A 17,645-nucleotide genomic window follows, 5' to 3' on the forward strand; every position below is an offset into this window, starting at 1 on the left:
CACATACTTAAGGCAGGTTCATCAGCTTGGCAACCAGACGCTGAACGGTATCCTTAAGCGCATGACGATGCACAATCTGGTCAATCACGCCATGATCCAGCAGGAATTCTGCACGCTGGAAGGGCTCGTCCAGCACTTCACGCACGGTTTGCTCAATGACGCGCTTGCCCGCAAAACCAACCATGGCCTTGGGTTCAGCCAAATGAATATCACCCAGCATGGCTAAGGATGCGGTTACCCCGCCATACACCGGGTGAGTGAGCACTACAATATACGGTAGCCGGGCCTGCTTTAGGCGCTCGGTTGCGGCGGCAGTACGTGCCATTTGCATCAGGGAAATCATGCCTTCCTGCATGCGGGCGCCACCGGAAGCAGCAAAACAGATCAGCGGCTGTTGCAGGTTAATGGCGGTTTCGGCAGCCAGCACAAAACGGTCACCCACCACTGAACCCATTGAGCCGCCCATAAAATCAAACTCAAAGGCACAAGCCACCATGGGAATGGCACCCACTAAACCCTGCATCACAAGAAGTGCTTCAGTTTCATTGGTTTGTTTTTGTGCCTTGGCCAGTCGCTCAGGATAAGGCTGGCTGTCCACAAAACCCAGCGGATCTTTGGGCGTAAACTCCTGCCCCAGTTCGCACTCCACCTGGTCAAAAAACCAGTTCAGGCGGTCACGGGCTTTCATGCGCAAATGTTCATCGCACTGCGGGCACACATAGGCATTAAATGCCATCGCTGTACGGGTCACCACCGAATGACATTCGGGACATTCAATCGTGGGTTCAGTGTGTAGCGACATCGGGCCTTGCGGATAATCACGCGGTGCCACACCCGGCACTGGGCGCTCAATCCAGGGGGTTACATCACTTTTTTCCAGTACAGGCGATTTGATTTTTGGGGTCATACAATTTCATCGAGCGCAGCCCGAAGCTCCTTGATTTTCTCAACCGCCATCTGGTGGGCGATTTCAGGAGAATGTTCAGCAAAAGGTTGTACCAGCACAGTCCCGACAATCACGCCATCAGCAACCTGTCCCATTTGCTTGGCAGTGGCTGCATCACGAATGCCAAAGCCCACACCAACCGGCAGGCTGGTTTGTGCCTTGACCTTGGCAATACGTGCAGCTGCTTCGGTGGTATCCAGTGCAGCTGAACCAGTTACGCCTTTGAGCGACACATAATAAATAAAGCCGCGTGCCTGATTGAGCACATGCTGAATACGGGTGTCAGTTGAGGTTGGCGCCAGCAGGAAAATCGGGTCAAGATCATACTGTTTTAAAATGACATCCAGCTCACCGGCTTCTTCGGGCGGCAAGTCTACCAGCAGCAGGCCATCAACTCCGGCACTACTGGCACGTTTGGCAAAATTTTCATAGCCAATGATTTCCAGCGGGTTTAAATAACCCATCAGCACAATGGGAGTTTCAGTATTGGTCTGGCGGAATTCAGCCACCATGTCCAGCACTTTTAGGGTATTGGTGCCACCAGCCAGTGCGCGTTCTGCGGCCAGTGCAATCGCTGGGCCATCAGCCATGGGATCAGAAAACGGCAGGCCCACTTCCAGTACGTCTGCCCCTGCTGCCACCAGATCATGCAATAGCGGTACAGTTACGTGCGGGGCTGGATCACCGGCCATAACGTAAGATACCAGTGCTTTTCGACCTGTGGTTTTTAAAGAAGCAAAGCGCGCAGCAAGACGTGACATAACTGATTTTTCTGTGTTCCCATAAAGGGTATGATTCTAGCCTGAAATGACGCCATTCAACAATCTGCCCGTGCATTTATCAGCGGGTTTATATGCCTGTCTTGACAGCCACAAGCCATTTAACAATTTTCTATAAGCTTTCAGGCAGAATGACTTTGGTGTTTTAAGTCAAATTGCTTAACATTATCAAAATTCTTACCCTCTCCAGATTTTTCTTGCCTGTATGACTGCTCCCCTGCCCCGCTTTACAGCACTATTGCCGATTTTGCTATTTCTAGCCCTGTTTTTAGGCAGTGGTATTTATCACACCCTGCAAGGGACTGAGTTTGCTTTTTACCAGCTTAAAGCGCCGGTTGCGGCCCTGCCTGCCATTGTGCTGGCCATTATGCTGAACAAACAACCCATTAATGACTCTATTGAGCGCTTTCTGGTAGGAGCGGCTCACCCCAACATTATTTTGATGTGCATGGTATTTATGCTGGCCGGGGCATTTGCCAGTGTAAGCAAAAGCATTGGTAGCGTAGATGCCACCGTACAGTTTGGTTTGCAGTTTATTCCAGCCAGTCTGGTATTACCGGCGCTGTTTGTGATTGCCGCATTTATTGCCACGGCCATGGGCACGTCGATGGGTACCATTGCCGCCTGTGCGCCGATTGCAGTAGGTTTTGCCAGTGCCACCGGGATTGCTGCCCCGTTAGCTCTGGGCGCAATCATTAGTGGTGCCATGTTTGGTGACAACTTATCCATGATTTCCGATACCACTATTGCCGCAACCCGGAGTCAGGGTGTAAGCCTGCGTGACAAGTTCCGGGTTAATGCCTGGATTGCGCTGCCAGCCGCTGTAATTACCTTTCTGGTGTTTATGCTGCTTAGCAATGGCCAGCACCACATTAGTAGTGAGCCATTGTCGCCCCTATTGATTATTCCTTATGTGGTGGTATTTGCGCTGGCATTTACTGGCATGCATGTACTGGCTATTTTAATGATTGGCATTATGCTGGCAGGCACGCTGGGCATCTGGCTTAGCCCGAACTATAGCCTGACCAGCCTGAACACGGCCATTTATGCCGGATTTGTTGAACTGTTTGAAATCATGCTGCTATCACTTTTTATTAGCGGCTTATCCCTGCTCATGCATGATCAGGGCGGCATGCGCTGGTTAGTCAATGCCATTCTTGCCCTCACGCGCAGCTTAAGAATGACAGGCAAGCGCGCCGGTGAATTTGGTATTGCTTTATTGATTACTATAGCAAACCTGTTTGTTGCCAATAATGTGGTGGCAATTGTGGTTGCTGCCGATGTCGCCAAGGATATTGCCATTGAACAGGCCATGGATTTACGGCGTTCAGCCAGTTATCTGGACATTTTTTCCTGTGTGGTACAGGGCCTGATTCCGTATGGCGCGCAAATCCTGCTGGCCAGTGCCATTGGTAAAATCTCTCCGCTGGCACTCACTGGAACGACTTACTATTGCTGGATTTTAGGAATTGTTGCCGTGCTGAGTATTATTTTTCAGTATCCCCGTTTAAAACCGCCTGCCTCAACCTCCGCACAACCGAATGCAATGGCGCATTAAATTTTGTCCAATCCATCGTTTAGACCGTGGGTTTAATTTTGGGGCTGAAAATGACACAATACCGCGCCTAATTTTTGCAATATGTGGTGTACGTACAGATGAGCGAGCAACTGTGGACAGCCGTGGATGATTATCTGGAAGCGCATTTTATGCCTGCTGATCCAGCGCTTGAGCATGTGCTGCAAACCACACTGGATGCTGGCCTGCCGCCTCACCTTGCCGTATCCAGTTTGCAAGGCAAGTTCCTGCAAATGCTGGCACAAATTCATGGCGCCAAAAAAATTCTGGAAATTGGCACACTGGCTGGCTATAGCACCATCTGGCTGGCGCGGGCCTTGCCGCAAGATGGCCGCTTGATCAGTCTTGAAGCAGTGCCCACCAATGTGACACTGGCGCGCAAGAATATTGAATTTGCCGGACTTTCGCATCTGGTAGAGATTCATGCAGGCAAGGCACTGGATATTTTTCCGGAGATTGAGCAATCCGGCATTGCGCCATTTGACTTTATTTTTATTGATGCCGACAAGTCCGGCTACAAGGATTATGTGGACTGGGCACTTAAGCTGTCACGTCCGGGCACTGTGATTATTCTGGACAATGTGATCCGTGGTGGTGGCATTGTGAACTTTGACAACAACACCCGTACCATGACCGGCCTGCGTGAATATTTTGAACACCTCGCCCAGCAGAAAAAACTCACCAGCACCACCCTGCAAACCGTTGGCTGCAAGGGCCATGATGGGTTTACACTGGCGGTAGTGCTTTAATTTTTATCGCTTTTAAACAAAAAATAGCAGGCATTAAACTGCTGTAAAAATTGTCTAGCCTGCTTTGGTGAAGTTAAACGGACAAAACGGATATGCGCAAATTCAGGGTTAGCCATGATGTGCTGATATTTGCGCTGGTTTTTGCCATGTGTTTTTATCATCCACCAGATAATGGACGAATCACCACTTAAAAAAGCCCGCTGAAAGCTCTCAATATTGTTGGTGCCTTCCCAAAGCGGTGTGCCACTCATCAGGCGTCTAATAGTGCGGCTGACCGACTGATACAAATTTCGACCAAATCCATAATCCAGCCAGATCACCATATCTACATTTTGCCATTTTACAGGTGTAGTTTTGCTATAGTTACCATCCAGTATCCAGCTATCAGCAGCTAGACATTGTTTAAGTTTTATAAGTAACTCTTCAAAAGTGCATGCTTCCCAGTTGGATTGCCAATTTAAAGCATCCATTTCAATATGCGGTACAGCCATTTTTTGCGCTAATGCCTTGCTAAATGTTGTTTTGCCACTAGCACTGGTGCCGACCACATTAATTCTTTGTGTCATTGTTAAAATACTTATAAAATCCGGCGGCAGATTATACCCTTAAAGGCTTATGGCTACCAACGGGCATAATGCTGCTCCAGCAGTCCCATTTGCGCATCAATATCGACACGACTACCCTGACAAGTAATAGTGCCTGATATGGTACTCACCCACTGGTTAAACTGGCTGGCGACCACACCAAAATTCTTGGCTTCATGCCGCCGCCAATGCGTTTGAATGCCAAGGTCAATGCTGCCATCAGCACTATAGATCCGCCACTGATTTTTGGCCCGTTGCTCAAACAGCACGGCAGGCAGTTCAAAAATTTTGCCATTAAGCCAGAGTGAATTTTCACTCACAAAGGTTTCATTTACCCCACTGGCCAGATTAAGCCCCAAGCGCTGACCTGTACTTTCCACGCCAGAAAGTGACAACCAGTGCCATGCCGTTTCCGGCCGCAAGATCCCACAGGTATCATCGAGGGCCGCCACAAACTGCTGGTTTTTCAGGTCAATGGCCTGCTGGTTAAAGTACAAACTGCCCGTAACTGATAGCGCGGTTTGCTTATGCGTGTAGGTCCAGCCTGATACACCCGTTGGGCTACACAGCACCAGTGGTTCGGTGTCATCAATCGCAATCGTTGCATCCAGCAGCAAGTGCTTGCCACGGTGTGCCTTTACCATGCGTCCGCTAGCGGTTTTCTTGATTTCAATTAAAAAGCTGGATTTTTTAAAGGATGAACTACCCACCTGATGATTACAGACATGAGTGTGCTTGCCAAAAGGCTGTAAAAAGGATTTTTCTAATACTTTGCCGCTTTGCAGGTCATGGCAGTAAAAAAATCCATGACCAACCCAGCCCAGATCAACTACTGCCAGGCCTACCATATACTGGCTATTGTTCAAGCTAATAAACTGGAAACTTTTAAAGCGCAGGTTTTTTTCAAGGCCGGTAATATGCCGCTTAAAAGGCGATACATAATGAAAATCATGGATATCAATACACTGCGGCACTGCCTTAAAGCGTCCATAGCGTGGTTTACCCTGCTCAAATAGATTTTTCATGATTTATTGTCCTTAATATGGTTCAGCTTGTCCTATTTTCTACCAATTGGGTTATACAACAAAAAAATCAGCCTTACATTTATCTAGCCAAGTTATTGAGAAAGCAGGTGTATTCCATTTTATCTGCCTTTAATTTTTCAACCGGCGCTGCTGAAGTGGTGTACTACCTGTCCAGCGTTTATAAGCGCGGGTAAACGCACTCTGATCAGAATAGCCCAGCAACTGCGCAATATCGCTTAAGGGCACATGCTGATGCAAGTACTGTGTACATAGCTGCTGACGCACTTCATCGAGCAACTGCTGGAAACTCACCTCATGCTGCATCAGGCGGCGTTGCAGGGTACGGGTACTTAAATGCAATTGTCGCGCCAGTTGTGCCAAGGTTGGCTCACCCAGTTGGCACAACTCAATCAGCTTGCGCTGGGCTTGCTGCAAAAAAATATCAGTGCTGGGCATGCTGTTGAGCGCCTGCTCTGCCTGCTGCTGTAAAATATCCAGCAAGGCCTTGTCCGGTTTTTCAATGGGAATATTCAGGGTATTGGCTGGAAAACTGAATGCCGAATAGGGCTGCTCGAACAACACAGGGCAGCCAAAAAACTGTTCATAAATTTGCAGGTTTTCCGGCGCACCCCGCAAGGCATGCACAAAATGCACATGATTGATATTAAGTGGCCGCCCGACCAGTTGCAGGCTAAACTGCTGGATCACGGCCATGCCTAACTCATGCATGATGCCTTCTACCAGCTTGGGTTTTGGCCAGCGCAGCTCAATCTGGTTACCCTGCTGCACAATCTGCATATATTCCATGTTATTGCTAATCCACTTGCCATAACGATGCAAGCGCAATAAAGCCTCGCCCATATTTTCACAGGCATGCAGCAAATAGCCCAGAATTCCCAGATTAGCCGTATTGATCCCTTGCGCAATTGACAGGGAAATGGTCGGTTCACGTAAATATTCTGCCAGTTGCTCCAGCATTAGTACGAACTGTGGCACGGGCACATGGCTGATTTGCTGGCCTGCGCAGGCTGCACTCACCAGCGCCAATTGTTCGGCATCAAACACTTCAGACAATGCAATCTGGCGCTGTTGCATAAACTGCACCATGAGCTGTAACTGGTTACTATTAACGATTGCTGTATTTTGCATGGCGTGATTTGTATAAATTTTGGCGAAAGCTGTCAAAACTTTCTACCATAAAAAATCAATACTGTATGCATCAACATGAAAAATGAGGGCATTAGCATGAATGCGCCATTAAACGCTCAATACTCTGCAGACATGCTGGTTCGACGCAATCTGGACTTTCAGCTTGAACAGCATATGCCACGTTACTGGTTTGGTGGCCATCCTTTTAAAACCCGTGTGTTTGATGCACTTAGCCTGACCTTTCCGGATGGTGAACGTTATTTTATTAGTAGCGTGCGGCTGTACCGCGACCAGATTACTGACCCCGAACTGCAAGCCAAGGTCAAGGACTTTATTTTACAGGAAGCGCAACATGGGATTGCGCATGACAAAATGAACCAGATCATGAAAGATCAGGGCATGCCAGTGGATGCCATGATTGGCGAGATGAAATCGCGTTTTGAATACTGGCTCAAGCACAAAAGTCCTGAAATCAATATTGCCATTACCGCCGCTAGCGAACACCTGACTGCATTAATGGCTGAATGTTTTTATGCCAAAAAAGAAACGCTGGCCGAGGTTGATCCTTATGTCCGTGCCCTGTTTGCCTGGCATGCCATTGAGGAAATGGAGCATCGGGACGTGGCCTTTGATGTAATGCAAAATGTGGCCAAAGTTCCCTATGCAGTGCGTGCCCGTGCCTTGGCATTAACTAGCGTCATGATGTATGGTTTTACCCTGTATCGCACCAATATCATGTTGAAAACAGATGGTTTTAATAAGCGCGAACGCATCAAAATGTTTGCTCAGGGCATGCCGTGGCTGTTTGGTAAAAAAGGCATTTTGTCATCCATGAAAAAACCCTATATGGACTGGTACAAACGCGACTTTCATCCCAGCCAGCATCCGGTACTGGCGCAGTATCCGGTTTGGGTGGAAACGCTGGAAAAAACTGGCGATCCAATTAAGGCTGGTGAAGCCTTGTGGGAAGCTGGGAAGTAATCGCTATTTCAACGATAAGGTAATAAAATTCTTGTTACCTTATCTTTACTACACTATTTAAAAATGATGAAACGATGGTTTAATTTTTTAATTACTTTTATAACTTACTTATTAATAATTTTTTGGCTCATAGCTGGCCTTTTTATACTGTATTTTTCTTTTAAAATTTTCCAATCTAATCGTTTCAATAGCCCAATTTATTACAAGATATGCAACTCTTATGGTGATTATTCATGCTTTGAACCACAATGGAAATGGGCATTATTAATTGGTTGTATCATCATTTTTACTGGTATATTTATAATGATGAAACTAATAAAAAGGACTTTTAAAAATAAACTTGGGGAATTTTAACCAATCACCAAATAGCAATTCTCAAATTTTACGCCCTGATGACTGCCTTCAACCAGGTGCACAAAACGTCCATCCACCTGATCAATCAGTACACAGTCATCCACGTCCAGCACGGCATCAACATGCGGTTGCTGCCAAGTTTTTATTGTATATTTGCGTGCCCTGCCGCGTGCCTGCATTTTGCTATTTGCCACAAGCAACACGTAGCGATGTGCTTCGCCAAACTCATCTGGTAGATAACCGCCCAGATTAATAAAATACAGGCGCGGTGCATCAGGCTTGGGTGCAACTGTGCTCAACTGCACCTGATACTGTTCAACGCCATCAATGGCAATCCAGGCATCAATATGCAGTCCCTTGGCAAGGCCAAACCATTGCTGCTTAAGCTGCGGATAAATATCCTGCAATGACTCCCCAACCGCAAACACCACATCATGCACCTCAATGTGGGCTTTAGGGTGTTTACCGCCAAGCATTACCGCATACAGCATGGATTTGACCTTATCAGGTTAGGGTTTAGGCATGATTATTTACCTAAACCTGCCAGTTTAAATAATTTCCATACCATCCAGTTTAGCAACTGTCATCAAGTCCTTGTCACCACGGCCAGACAGACACACAATAATGCTTTGCTCAGGACTCATTGTTGGCGCCAGCTTGGTCACATAGGCCATCGCATGCGAACTTTCCAGCGCCGGAATAATGCCTTCAATCCGGGTTAAATCACGGAAACCACGCAAGGCTTCTTCATCATTAATCGGTACATATTCCACACGCTTCATGTCTTTTAGGAAGCTGTGTTCAGGGCCGACACCCGGATAATCAAGACCGGCAGAAATACTGTGAGTTTCAATAATCTGGCCTTCATCGTCACTCATTAAATAGGTGCGGTTGCCATGCAGCACGCCAACCCGTCCGGCATTGAGTGGCGCAGAGTGCTTGCCGCTTTCCACCCCAAAACCGGATGCTTCAACGCCATACATTTTAACGTCTGCATCATTTAAAAATGGATAAAACAAGCCCATTGCATTACTGCCACCGCCCACGCAGGCCACCAATGCATCAGGCAGCTTACCAGTCATGTCCAGAATCTGCTGGCGGGCTTCACGGCCAATAATCGACTGAAAATCACGCACCAGTTGCGGATATGGATGCGGCCCGGCCACTGTCCCAATCACATAATAGGTATTATCTACATTGGTCACCCAGTCGCGCATGGCTTCATTCATGGCGTCTTTCAGGGTTTTAGAGCCACTTGTTACTGGCACCACGGTAGCACCCAGCAAACGCATGCGATATACATTCATGGCCTGACGCTTTACGTCTTCTGCACCCATGTACACCACGCATTCCATGCCCAGACGCGCGGCAATGGTTGCCGTTGCTACACCATGCTGCCCGGCACCGGTTTCAGCAATAATTCGGTTTTTACCAGATAACTTGGCCAGCAATGCCTGACCAATAGTGTTATTAACCTTGTGCGCGCCAGTGTGGTTGAGGTCTTCACGCTTTAAATAAATCTGCGCGCCGCCCAACTCTTTGGACCAACGGGTTGCATGGTACAGCGGGCTTGGACGACCCACATAATGCGCCATGTCATGATCAAATTCGCGCAAGAACTCTGGATCATCTTTCATGCGGTTGTAGAGCTGCTCCAGGTCCTGCAACGCTGCCATCAGCGTTTCTGACACAAAGCGGCCACCGAACTTGCCAAAATGACCATTTTGATCTGGATAGTTAAAATAATTAATCGGTGCTGTACCATTTGACTCAATGTCATGTAAATCGTTAGCCACGTTGGACTCCTTGCATAAATTTCCGGATCAACTGATGATCTTTAATACCTTTTTGACTTTCTACCCCGCCACTCACATCAACGGCATACGGGCGGGTCTGGGCAATGGCATCTGCGACATTATCGGGATTTAGGCCACCAGCCAGAATAAGTGGCACTGTTTTCCCAGTAGTCTGTGGCCAGCTATCCCAGTCAAATGTCTGACCGGTGCCTCCCTTTAACTGTGGGTGCCAAGTATCCAGCAAAATTCCACTGGCTCCGGCTGCTATATACTGCTCAATAAGTTCTGGCACATTGCTGTCTGGTTTAACAGCCAAGGCCTTAATCCAGCGGCGGCCAGTTAACTGACCAATTTCAGCACACTGGGTAGGTGTTTCATCACCATGTAATTGCAAAATATCCAGGGCTACCTGAGACAAAACCTGCTGAATTTCTGCCACTGTGGCATTAACAAACAAGCCTGCCACCTGCACAAATGGGGTTACTACAGCCAGCAATGTCTGCGCTTTTTCTACACTCACTGCACGGGGGCTTGGTGCATAAAAAACCAGACCGATTGCATCTGCACCAGCTGCCACGGCGCATTGCACATCTTCAGCACGGGTTAAACCGCAAATTTTCGCGCGGACTTGCAGCTTATCAGTCATGGATCACCCGGTGAAAATAATAAAAATACAAACCAGCAAAAATCAGAATTTACTTGCTCCTATTGTAAAGCAATTTGCCCTAAAAGTATGAACTGGCAATAGTCAAACGCTGTAATAAAATCTGTTTAAATAGAAAATGACTGGCAGCGACCTTCTTAAAACACCATTGTTTATAAAAATGTTGAGCAGTCATTTTCCAGATTATTTCGTGCTTAAGTTTACTTAACGCATGGTCAGTTTGGCATCCATGGTAATTTCTGCATTGAGCAGTTTGGACACCGGACAGTTTTCTTTGGCATTTCGGGCAATGCGGTCAAATGTCGCCTGATCAATGCCGGATGCAACCACCTGCGTGTCCAGATGGATTTTGGTAATACTAAACCCTTCGCCCTGTTTTTCCAGTGATACAGCAGCAGTGGTATCAATGGTATCTGGTGGAAAGCCCTCGTTGCCTAACATCATGGAAAATGCCATGGAAAAACAGGCTGCATGTGCTGCACCAATAATTTCTTCAGGGTTAGTACCTTTTCCACCTTCAAAGCGTGATTTAAAGCCATAAGGATGTTCTTTTAAAGCACCCGTTTCAGTCGATACCGTGCCCTGCCCCTCTTTAATAGAACCTTCCCAGTGCGCTGAGCCTTTTTTTACAATTGCCATGTCCAACCTCATTGTGCAGTAGTAAGAAGTATATTGCTGCTACAGCATACCCAGCTTTAAGCCATAACTTTATTAATGCTCTGTAAAATTAGCCAGTTGTTTTGCAAGGTAATTTTTATAAAAAACTAAAAGATTAAAATAAGACCTGATGCAGTTAATTCTTAATAAATTGCAACAAATTCGCAACACTACTATACTGCCCGCGCTTTGAGTGCCTAACAAGCGTTTGTTTTATCTCAAAAACAAATGGGAAGCTGGTGAAAATCCAGCACTGCCCCCGCAACAGTATGTGTTTAATGTTCAATGCGCCATCTGGACGATCTCAGATAGCAACCACTGCTTAAGCTTTAAGTGGGAAGGTTATTGAAAACAGGTCAGCACCGACCCAACACAAGTCTGGATACCGACTCAATGCTTCTTATAACCCCTGACACATTCACGTGGGGTGAATGTCCTGGAGCACAGCCATGTCCCGTATTTTTGTACCGTCTGCCCTGACGGCAGCCATTCTTTCTGCCAGCATATTGCCAGCTACCGCAGCCATTACAGTTTTAGATGCCAATTCTTCGGCTGCATTACCTATTATTGTGGTCACTGCCAGCAAGACACCCGAAGCCATTGAACAAGTTCCTGCCCGAATTTCCATAATTGATGAACAAACCATCCAGCAATCCCCTATTGCTGACCTACCGCACCTGTTGCAACGCGAAGCAGCATTAAACATTGTGCAACTTGGAAGTTATGGCCAGCAAACCTCAATTTTTACCCGTGGCACAGAATCTGACCATACCTTGGTATTAAAAGATGGTGTACGCACCAACACTGGCTCTATCAGTGCTGCAAATATTAACTTGTTTGATCTTTCAGATGTTTCACGTATTGAAGTGCTCAAAGGGCCAGCTTCTGTACAGTATGGTTCTGATGCGATTGGCGGTGTGATTCAGCTCATTAGTGAAGCACCCAAAAAACAAAAACTGTTTACTACGATGGAAGGCGGCGAGCTGGACACCTACAAAGCAATTGTAGGCGCTGATTTGGTACAGGATGACGCTTATGTGCAGGTTCGTGGACAGCGTCTTGAAACTGCTGGATCGCCAGTAACTGATGCTCCTACTGCTAAAGATGCTGATTATGACCAAAAGGGCTACAGTATTAAAGCTGGCATTGATAATGAACAGTTTGGCGCATCTGCTCAGTTGCAGGAAAACAAAGGGAATGTTCGTTACAATCCTTCTTTGTCTGGAAATCAGGATTTTCTAAATCGTATAATTAACTTGAAAGGTAATTATAATATTAATGCTGATTTTAAAGTTAATGCGCGCTACTCCCAATTCCGTGATGACCTAAGCCAAAAAAATAACAGTAGCTTCTTTGATACTGAAACAAATGAAGGTGATCTTTCTGCACAATGGAATTTCCTACCTGCCCAGAACCTTTTGTTCGGATTAACCGATCGTAAAACTGAAGTAGACTCTGCGCTTTACAGTAACAAAGACCTTAAAACAACCGGATATTATTTGCAGCACCAATATCAGGCTGATGGCTTAAGCACACAAGCAGGGGTTAGGGTTGAGGATGACGATAAATACGGTACACACACCGTAGGTCAATTGGCAGGGCGTTTCCAGTTAGCGCCTCAGACCAGTGTCTATGCCAACATTGGCAGTGCATTTAAAGCACCCACCGCAAATGAGCTTTATTACTTGTCATCCTACACTTATAATGGTGTTACATATATCACTCTAGGCAACCCTGATCTTAAGCCGGAAGAAAGCCTATCTTATGAACTGGGAATTGACCAGAATATTATGCAAGGCCTTGATATTTATCTTTCTGCTTATCAGACCAAAGTCAAAAACCTGATTGATTATGTCAGTGGCTTTCCAATTTCAACTTATGAAAATGTGAGCAAAGCCAAATTCACAGGTGGTGAAGCAGGCTTGAAGTGGAAGCAGGATAACTGGTTTGCCAGTACTGAATATGCCTATGTTAAAGCAGAAAATGAAACCACACATACAGAGCTAACCCGTCGTCCACGCCAGACTGCTACTTTAAGTGCGGGTTGGGACAATAGTATTTATGGCGTTAGTGCCAGTCTAGTGGCCAAAAGCCGTGCTAAGGAATATAGCGCCAACAACCCTACCTCGGGTTTTATGACTGCCAATCTGAGTGGGTTTTATCAATATAATCCTAATATTCGCGTGTTTGCCAATATTCAGAATATTGGTGACAACACGTACAAAACTGCCTTGTACAGTGACTTTCCAAGCGCCGAGTACTATATCGCCGCACCACGCCAAGCCACCGCAGGTATTACCTTAAGCTACTAATCAGTTAAGATTATCCCTGAATAAAGCTTCTGCTTCTTTTAGACAGAAGCTTTATTTTTTGCGGTATAAGCGATTTAATGAACATCAATTTCAGATTTTTATCTTTCTGATATGCATTTATGGAATATCAATCATGGGACATCGGTTAAGCAAGATTTACACAAAAACAGGTGATGACGGCAGCACTGGCCTTGGTGATGGCAGCCGTGTGCCCAAGGATGATTTAAGAGTTGAAGCCTATGGCACGGTGGATGAACTCAACAGTTTTGTCGGTGTGCTGCGTGCACAGCTTAATGTTGCTAGTTCTCCCCTGCCACATGATCTGGACAGCCAGTTAAGCCGCATCCAGCATGAACTGTTTGATCTGGGCGGTGAACTGTGCATTCCCAATTTTATCTTGGTTAAGGAGCACAGCATCCAGCGTCTTGAGCAGGAAATTGACCGTATGAATGAAGCCTTGCCGATGCTCAAGGATTTTATTCTGCCAGCAGGTTCACTGGCCGTATCTTATGCGCATGCCGCGCGCAGTATTTGCCGACGTGCCGAACGCCATGTATATAGCCTAAGCCAGCGCGATGACAATATTTCCCCACTGGCGCTGCAATACCTAAATCGCCTGTCCGACTGGCTGTTTGTGGCTGCCCGTCATATTAGTCGTGAAGATGGCGGCACGGAAGTGTTATGGGTTAAGACTGAATAAATTTAGCCTATTGTTATGCTTTAAACTGTTTTTCATCATCACTGCTAACTTTTAAGGCACACTGCGGTCATTACACATATATTGTCATTATCATACAGATCGCAAGGATAAATATGCGCTTGATTGGTCATCGCGGGGCACGTAACGAAGCACCGGAAAATACCCTTGGCGGGTTTAAGCACATCATTGCGCTTGGGCTTAAAGCAGTGGAGTTTGATGTGCGCTTGTTGCAGGATCAGCAGCTTGCAGTCATCCACGATGATAACTTTTTGCGCACCACCGGGCTTGACCAAACCATTGCCATGACCAGCAGTTACCAGCTGGCGCATACGGACAATCGGGTGGGCTGGGATCACTGGCCACAGGCAGAGCCAACGCCGCTGCTGGCTGAAGTACTGGACTTGATTCGCCATTTTGAACATATCGAAGTGGAAATCAAGGCAGTCAATGATGAGCAACAGGCCCAGCTTATTGCCAGTAAACTGCATCAGGTTCTAGAAGGCTGGCAGGATCGGGTGACCTTTACCTCTTTTGACCTTAAAGTACTGGAAGCCTTTAAAAGCCTCAATTCCAGTTTTCAGCGTGGCTTACTGGTGGAATTGCCATTGGGTGATGCCATTATCCCGATTGCCAAACAGCTGGGTTGCCAGCGTATTGGCCTGCGGGACAGCTTTGCCACGCAGGATTTAATTGAAAAAATCCGTTTTGAACAACTGCAGTGTAGTGTCTGGACGGTCAATAATGTAGAACGTGCCCGGCAACTGGCCAGCTGGAAAATCGACGGGCTGATTACTGATGTGCCCAGTCAAATGCTGGCCGCGCACATTGAAGGCTGTTTTCTATAACATTTTCTGTAAATTTTTTGTCTATTGGCCTGCACGTGCTGTCATCAGCAAAGCACCATTCTGGTCATATAAATAAAGCATATTTTGCTGCAACTGATAACGGGTTACTCGTCCCAGCACATCCATAATTTCGGCTTCCTGGGCCAGTGCATCATCACAGGCCATATGCCCGGCCAGAGCCTGAATTTTAAGGGCTTGTGGTTCAGCAATCTGGTAGTTGCCCGTTAAGGCATTGCAGCCTGTAGAACCGGAAATCGTTTTTGCAGCGGATTGCAAAAACAGGTATGGGCGATTGATAAATGGCTGGGGGTTTTTACTGTTAATAGACACCAAATCCCATCTAAAATCTGTCAATCCGGGAATACCGACGTTCTTAACTGCAAGGGGCCGATAAGCTGTGGTACTGGCAGGCGGCTGATGTGAGGTTGCTTTTGCGGTGGAGGCAGTTGAATTGGTGATTTTTTGAGTTACAATTTTTTGTGCTGGTGTTGACTGACACGCTGTAATTGCTAAGCTACTGCTTAATAAGACAAGTTTTAGCCACCCTAATCTGGTCGGACAATTTGACGCAAGTGCCTGTTGCTGTAATGGGTCAGACATGACATCTCCTTTTCAATAATTTTCAATGGGTTAAATCGTTAAATCTGACTTGCAGAAAAATCCAGCCGATTGGTATTGTTTGACTAGTGAACATCTGTTCGCCATGTTATGATGACGATAAACCGCGCACTAAATACGTCGATTATAGTGAGCTGTCATTCCCTGCCTTGTATTCCCCTCTTATCTGTTTTGTTGCGGAGCTTTATTGGACATGAATTCCTCTCCTGCTCGTCCTCCCATTAACTGGCCTGCAGTGATTGTGTTGCTGGGTACGCCACTGGCCGCCTTGATCTTAATTCCGTGGTATGCCTGGAATCATGATTTTTCAATGGCCGCGTGGATCAGCTTTCTGGTATTTTTTGCGTGGAGTGGCCTTGGCATTACTGCTGGCTACCATCGCCTGTGGGCACACCGTGCCTATGAAGCCGCATGGCCGGTGCGTTTTGTATTAATGCTGGGTGGCACCCTGGCCATTCAAAATACAATCCTGTTCTGGGCATCAGGCCACCGTACCCATCATCGCCATGTGGATCATGTGGATAAAGACCCGTATTCAGCCAAGCGTGGATTCTGGTACTCACACATCGGCTGGATGCTGCGGGATTATTCCAGCGGTACACCCGACTATAAAAATGCGCCTGACCTGCTAAAAGACAAAATGGTGATGTTTCAGCACCGCTATTATGTTCCTATGGTAATCCTGACCAATATTGGCTTTCCAGTTGCACTGGGCCTGATGGTTGGCGACCTCTGGGGCGTGGTACTGCTGGCTGGCCTGCTGCGCCTGATTGCCAATCACCACGTGACTTTCTTTATCAATTCACTGTGTCATATGTTTGGCAGCCAGCCCTATACTGATGAAAATACAGCCCGTGACAATTTCTGGCTAGCGCTGTTTACCTGGGGTGAGGGTTACCATAACTTCCATCATATTTTCCAGTATGACTACCGCAATGGGGTAAAATGGTGGCAGTTTGACCCTACCAAATGGCTGATTTTAAGCCTGTCCAAAGTTGGCCTGACCCGCAATTTAAAGCGTATCCCGGCATTTACCATTCGCAAGGCAGAAGTTGCCATGAAGTTCAAGCGTGCTGAAAAACACCTTGAAACCTATGGCCACGACATGCATGAAGATATTGTGCACATGCGCCAGAAGATTGCCCAGGAATATGAAGCCTTTAGCGCCACCCTAAACGACTGGGCCAAGCTGAAGGAGCAAAGCATTGAAGCCAAAAAGGCTATGGTTGCAGATAAGTTTGCTGAAAAAATCCATCAGGTTGATTTACGCCTGAAAGTGGAATTCCAGCTGGTTGAGCAACGCATGCATGAACATAGCGCCCGTATGGAAACCATGATGCTGAATCTAAAGCGCTATGTCCGTCGCCAGACCAATCCGGTTTAAGTACTGGCTCGAATGATTGATGCTTTACAATAATCCCGCTTCGGCGGGATGTTTATTTTGCTAGTGCTTACCGAGCGGCATATAACACGATTAACGCAATCAGGGCTGGCATGGCCTGAATATATAAAATTTTGCGGCTAGCGGTAATGGCTCCAAAAATACCAGCGACTAGAACACAACCTAGAAAGAAAGTGGCAACCTGAACAAAAAAACCATCTTGCAGGGTTAAAGCCCAGAATAAGCCAGCTGCCAGAAAACCATTATATAAGCCCTGATTTTGTGCCAGCACTTTGGTCAGGGCTGCTTTTTCAGGTGTATTGCCGAACGCTTTTAAGCCAAGCGGTTTATCCCACAAAAACATTTCCAGCACCAGAAAATAAACATGCAACACGCCAATTAGGCCAATCAGGATTTGCGCCAGTATTAACATTTTTTTGCCCCACCCTATAATGAGCTTTTATCATGCTTTTTTTTAAATCATTGGCAATGGCGCTGATCGGATTTGGGGACTGATTTTTAAACTGAT

Annotated in this window: 18 protein-coding genes and 1 riboswitch; of the genes, 7 read left to right on the forward strand and 11 right to left on the reverse strand. The window is 46.7% G+C overall.

Going from position 1 to position 17,645, the window contains the following annotated elements; genetic code table 11:
• Positions 1–7 precede the first annotated feature (7 nt).
• Positions 8–907: an acetyl-CoA carboxylase, carboxyltransferase subunit beta gene (accD, locus tag Q337_RS0108070; RefSeq protein ID WP_026471167.1), complete on the reverse strand. Its 900-nt coding sequence runs from the start codon at positions 905–907 to the stop codon at positions 8–10.
• Entirely contained in the window at positions 904–1,707 is an 804-nt protein-coding gene (gene trpA, locus Q337_RS0108075) for a tryptophan synthase subunit alpha (RefSeq protein WP_026471168.1), read from the reverse strand. The genes accD and trpA overlap by 4 nt, the downstream gene beginning before the upstream one ends.
• Before the next feature lie 223 nt (positions 1,708–1,930).
• On the opposite strand from trpA, the gene Q337_RS17155 reads away from it, so the two are divergent.
• Both Q337_RS17155 and Q337_RS0108085 read left to right on the forward strand, forming a co-directional pair.
• Positions 1,931–3,283 (forward strand): Na+/H+ antiporter NhaC family protein, encoded by a 1,353-nt coding sequence (locus Q337_RS17155; protein WP_051526665.1) that lies wholly within the window; start codon positions 1,931–1,933, stop codon positions 3,281–3,283.
• Positions 3,284–3,381: 98 nt separating this feature from the next.
• On the forward strand, positions 3,382–4,050 hold the full coding sequence (locus tag Q337_RS0108085) for an O-methyltransferase (protein ID WP_026471169.1): 669 nt from the start codon (positions 3,382–3,384) through the stop codon (positions 4,048–4,050).
• Here Q337_RS0108085 and Q337_RS17160 read toward each other — a convergent pair.
• The 3 genes from Q337_RS17160 to Q337_RS17165 all read right to left on the reverse strand — a co-directional run bounded on the left by Q337_RS17160 (position 4,047) and on the right by Q337_RS17165 (position 6,808).
• Positions 4,047–4,616 (reverse strand): P-loop NTPase family protein, encoded by a 570-nt coding sequence (locus tag Q337_RS17160; RefSeq protein WP_051526666.1) that lies wholly within the window; start codon positions 4,614–4,616, stop codon positions 4,047–4,049. The two genes, Q337_RS0108085 and Q337_RS17160, sit on opposite strands and share 4 nt — an antisense overlap.
• A 53-nt stretch (positions 4,617–4,669) precedes the next feature.
• Positions 4,670–5,659, reverse strand: coding sequence for a DUF2804 domain-containing protein (locus Q337_RS0108095; RefSeq protein ID WP_026471170.1), 990 nt, complete (start codon positions 5,657–5,659; stop codon positions 4,670–4,672).
• 129 nt (positions 5,660–5,788) lie between these two features.
• Positions 5,789–6,808 carry an AraC family transcriptional regulator gene (locus Q337_RS17165; RefSeq protein ID WP_051526667.1) on the reverse strand — a complete coding sequence of 340 codons (1,020 nt, stop codon included), beginning with the start codon at positions 6,806–6,808 and terminating at the stop codon, positions 5,789–5,791.
• 96 nt (positions 6,809–6,904) lie between these two features.
• Here Q337_RS17165 and Q337_RS0108105 point away from each other — a divergent pair, with 96 nt between their 5' ends.
• Entirely contained in the window at positions 6,905–7,789 is an 885-nt protein-coding gene (locus Q337_RS0108105; protein ID WP_026471171.1) for a metal-dependent hydrolase, read from the forward strand.
• A 350-nt stretch (positions 7,790–8,139) separates the two neighbouring features.
• On the opposite strand, the gene Q337_RS0108115 is transcribed toward Q337_RS0108105, so the two are convergent.
• The 4 genes from Q337_RS0108115 to Q337_RS0108130 all read right to left on the reverse strand — a co-directional run bounded on the left by Q337_RS0108115 (position 8,140) and on the right by Q337_RS0108130 (position 11,242).
• On the reverse strand, positions 8,140–8,634 hold the full coding sequence (locus Q337_RS0108115; protein ID WP_026471172.1) for a DUF1543 domain-containing protein: 495 nt from the start codon (positions 8,632–8,634) through the stop codon (positions 8,140–8,142).
• A gap of 57 nt (positions 8,635–8,691) precedes the next feature.
• Positions 8,692–9,918 (reverse strand): tryptophan synthase subunit beta, encoded by a 1,227-nt coding sequence (gene trpB, locus Q337_RS0108120; RefSeq protein ID WP_026471173.1) that lies wholly within the window; start codon positions 9,916–9,918, stop codon positions 8,692–8,694.
• Between the two features lie 13 nt (positions 9,919–9,931).
• Positions 9,932–10,585: a phosphoribosylanthranilate isomerase gene (locus Q337_RS0108125; RefSeq protein ID WP_156935736.1), complete on the reverse strand. Its 654-nt coding sequence runs from the start codon at positions 10,583–10,585 to the stop codon at positions 9,932–9,934.
• Between the two features lie 222 nt (positions 10,586–10,807).
• A complete protein-coding gene (locus Q337_RS0108130; RefSeq protein WP_026471175.1) occupies positions 10,808–11,242 on the reverse strand; it encodes an OsmC family protein in 435 nt (144 codons plus the stop codon).
• Positions 11,243–11,452: 210 nt separating this feature from the next.
• Positions 11,453–11,668: riboswitch (cobalamin riboswitch) on the forward strand.
• A gap of 41 nt (positions 11,669–11,709) precedes the next feature.
• Between Q337_RS0108130 and Q337_RS0108140 the strand changes: the two genes are divergently transcribed.
• The 3 genes from Q337_RS0108140 to Q337_RS0108150 all read left to right on the forward strand — a co-directional run bounded on the left by Q337_RS0108140 (position 11,710) and on the right by Q337_RS0108150 (position 15,117).
• The gene (locus Q337_RS0108140; protein ID WP_026471176.1) at positions 11,710–13,572 is read left to right on the forward strand and encodes a TonB-dependent receptor plug domain-containing protein; all 1,863 of its coding nucleotides are present in this window, start codon (positions 11,710–11,712) and stop codon (positions 13,570–13,572) included.
• A 133-nt stretch (positions 13,573–13,705) separates the two neighbouring features.
• The gene (locus Q337_RS0108145) at positions 13,706–14,272 is read left to right on the forward strand and encodes a cob(I)yrinic acid a,c-diamide adenosyltransferase (protein ID WP_026471177.1); all 567 of its coding nucleotides are present in this window, start codon (positions 13,706–13,708) and stop codon (positions 14,270–14,272) included.
• Between the two features lie 113 nt (positions 14,273–14,385).
• The gene (locus tag Q337_RS0108150; protein ID WP_026471178.1) at positions 14,386–15,117 is read left to right on the forward strand and encodes a glycerophosphodiester phosphodiesterase; all 732 of its coding nucleotides are present in this window, start codon (positions 14,386–14,388) and stop codon (positions 15,115–15,117) included.
• 21 nt (positions 15,118–15,138) lie between these two features.
• Here the strand turns inward: Q337_RS0108150 and Q337_RS17170 are convergent, their stop codons facing one another.
• Entirely contained in the window at positions 15,139–15,717 is a 579-nt protein-coding gene (locus Q337_RS17170) for an META domain-containing protein (RefSeq protein WP_051526669.1), read from the reverse strand.
• A gap of 211 nt (positions 15,718–15,928) precedes the next feature.
• On the opposite strand from Q337_RS17170, the gene Q337_RS0108160 reads away from it, so the two are divergent.
• Entirely contained in the window at positions 15,929–17,119 is a 1,191-nt protein-coding gene (locus Q337_RS0108160; protein ID WP_026471179.1) for an acyl-CoA desaturase, read from the forward strand.
• 67 nt (positions 17,120–17,186) lie between these two features.
• Here the strand turns inward: Q337_RS0108160 and Q337_RS0108165 are convergent, their stop codons facing one another.
• Complete coding sequence (locus Q337_RS0108165; protein WP_026471180.1) at positions 17,187–17,543, reverse strand: DUF1304 domain-containing protein; 357 nt, start codon at positions 17,541–17,543, stop codon at positions 17,187–17,189.
• Between the last annotated feature and the right edge of the window lie 102 nt (positions 17,544–17,645).

Source organism: Alkanindiges illinoisensis DSM 15370 (assembly GCF_000619845.1).
Taxonomy (GTDB): domain Bacteria; phylum Pseudomonadota; class Gammaproteobacteria; order Pseudomonadales; family Moraxellaceae; genus Alkanindiges; species Alkanindiges illinoisensis.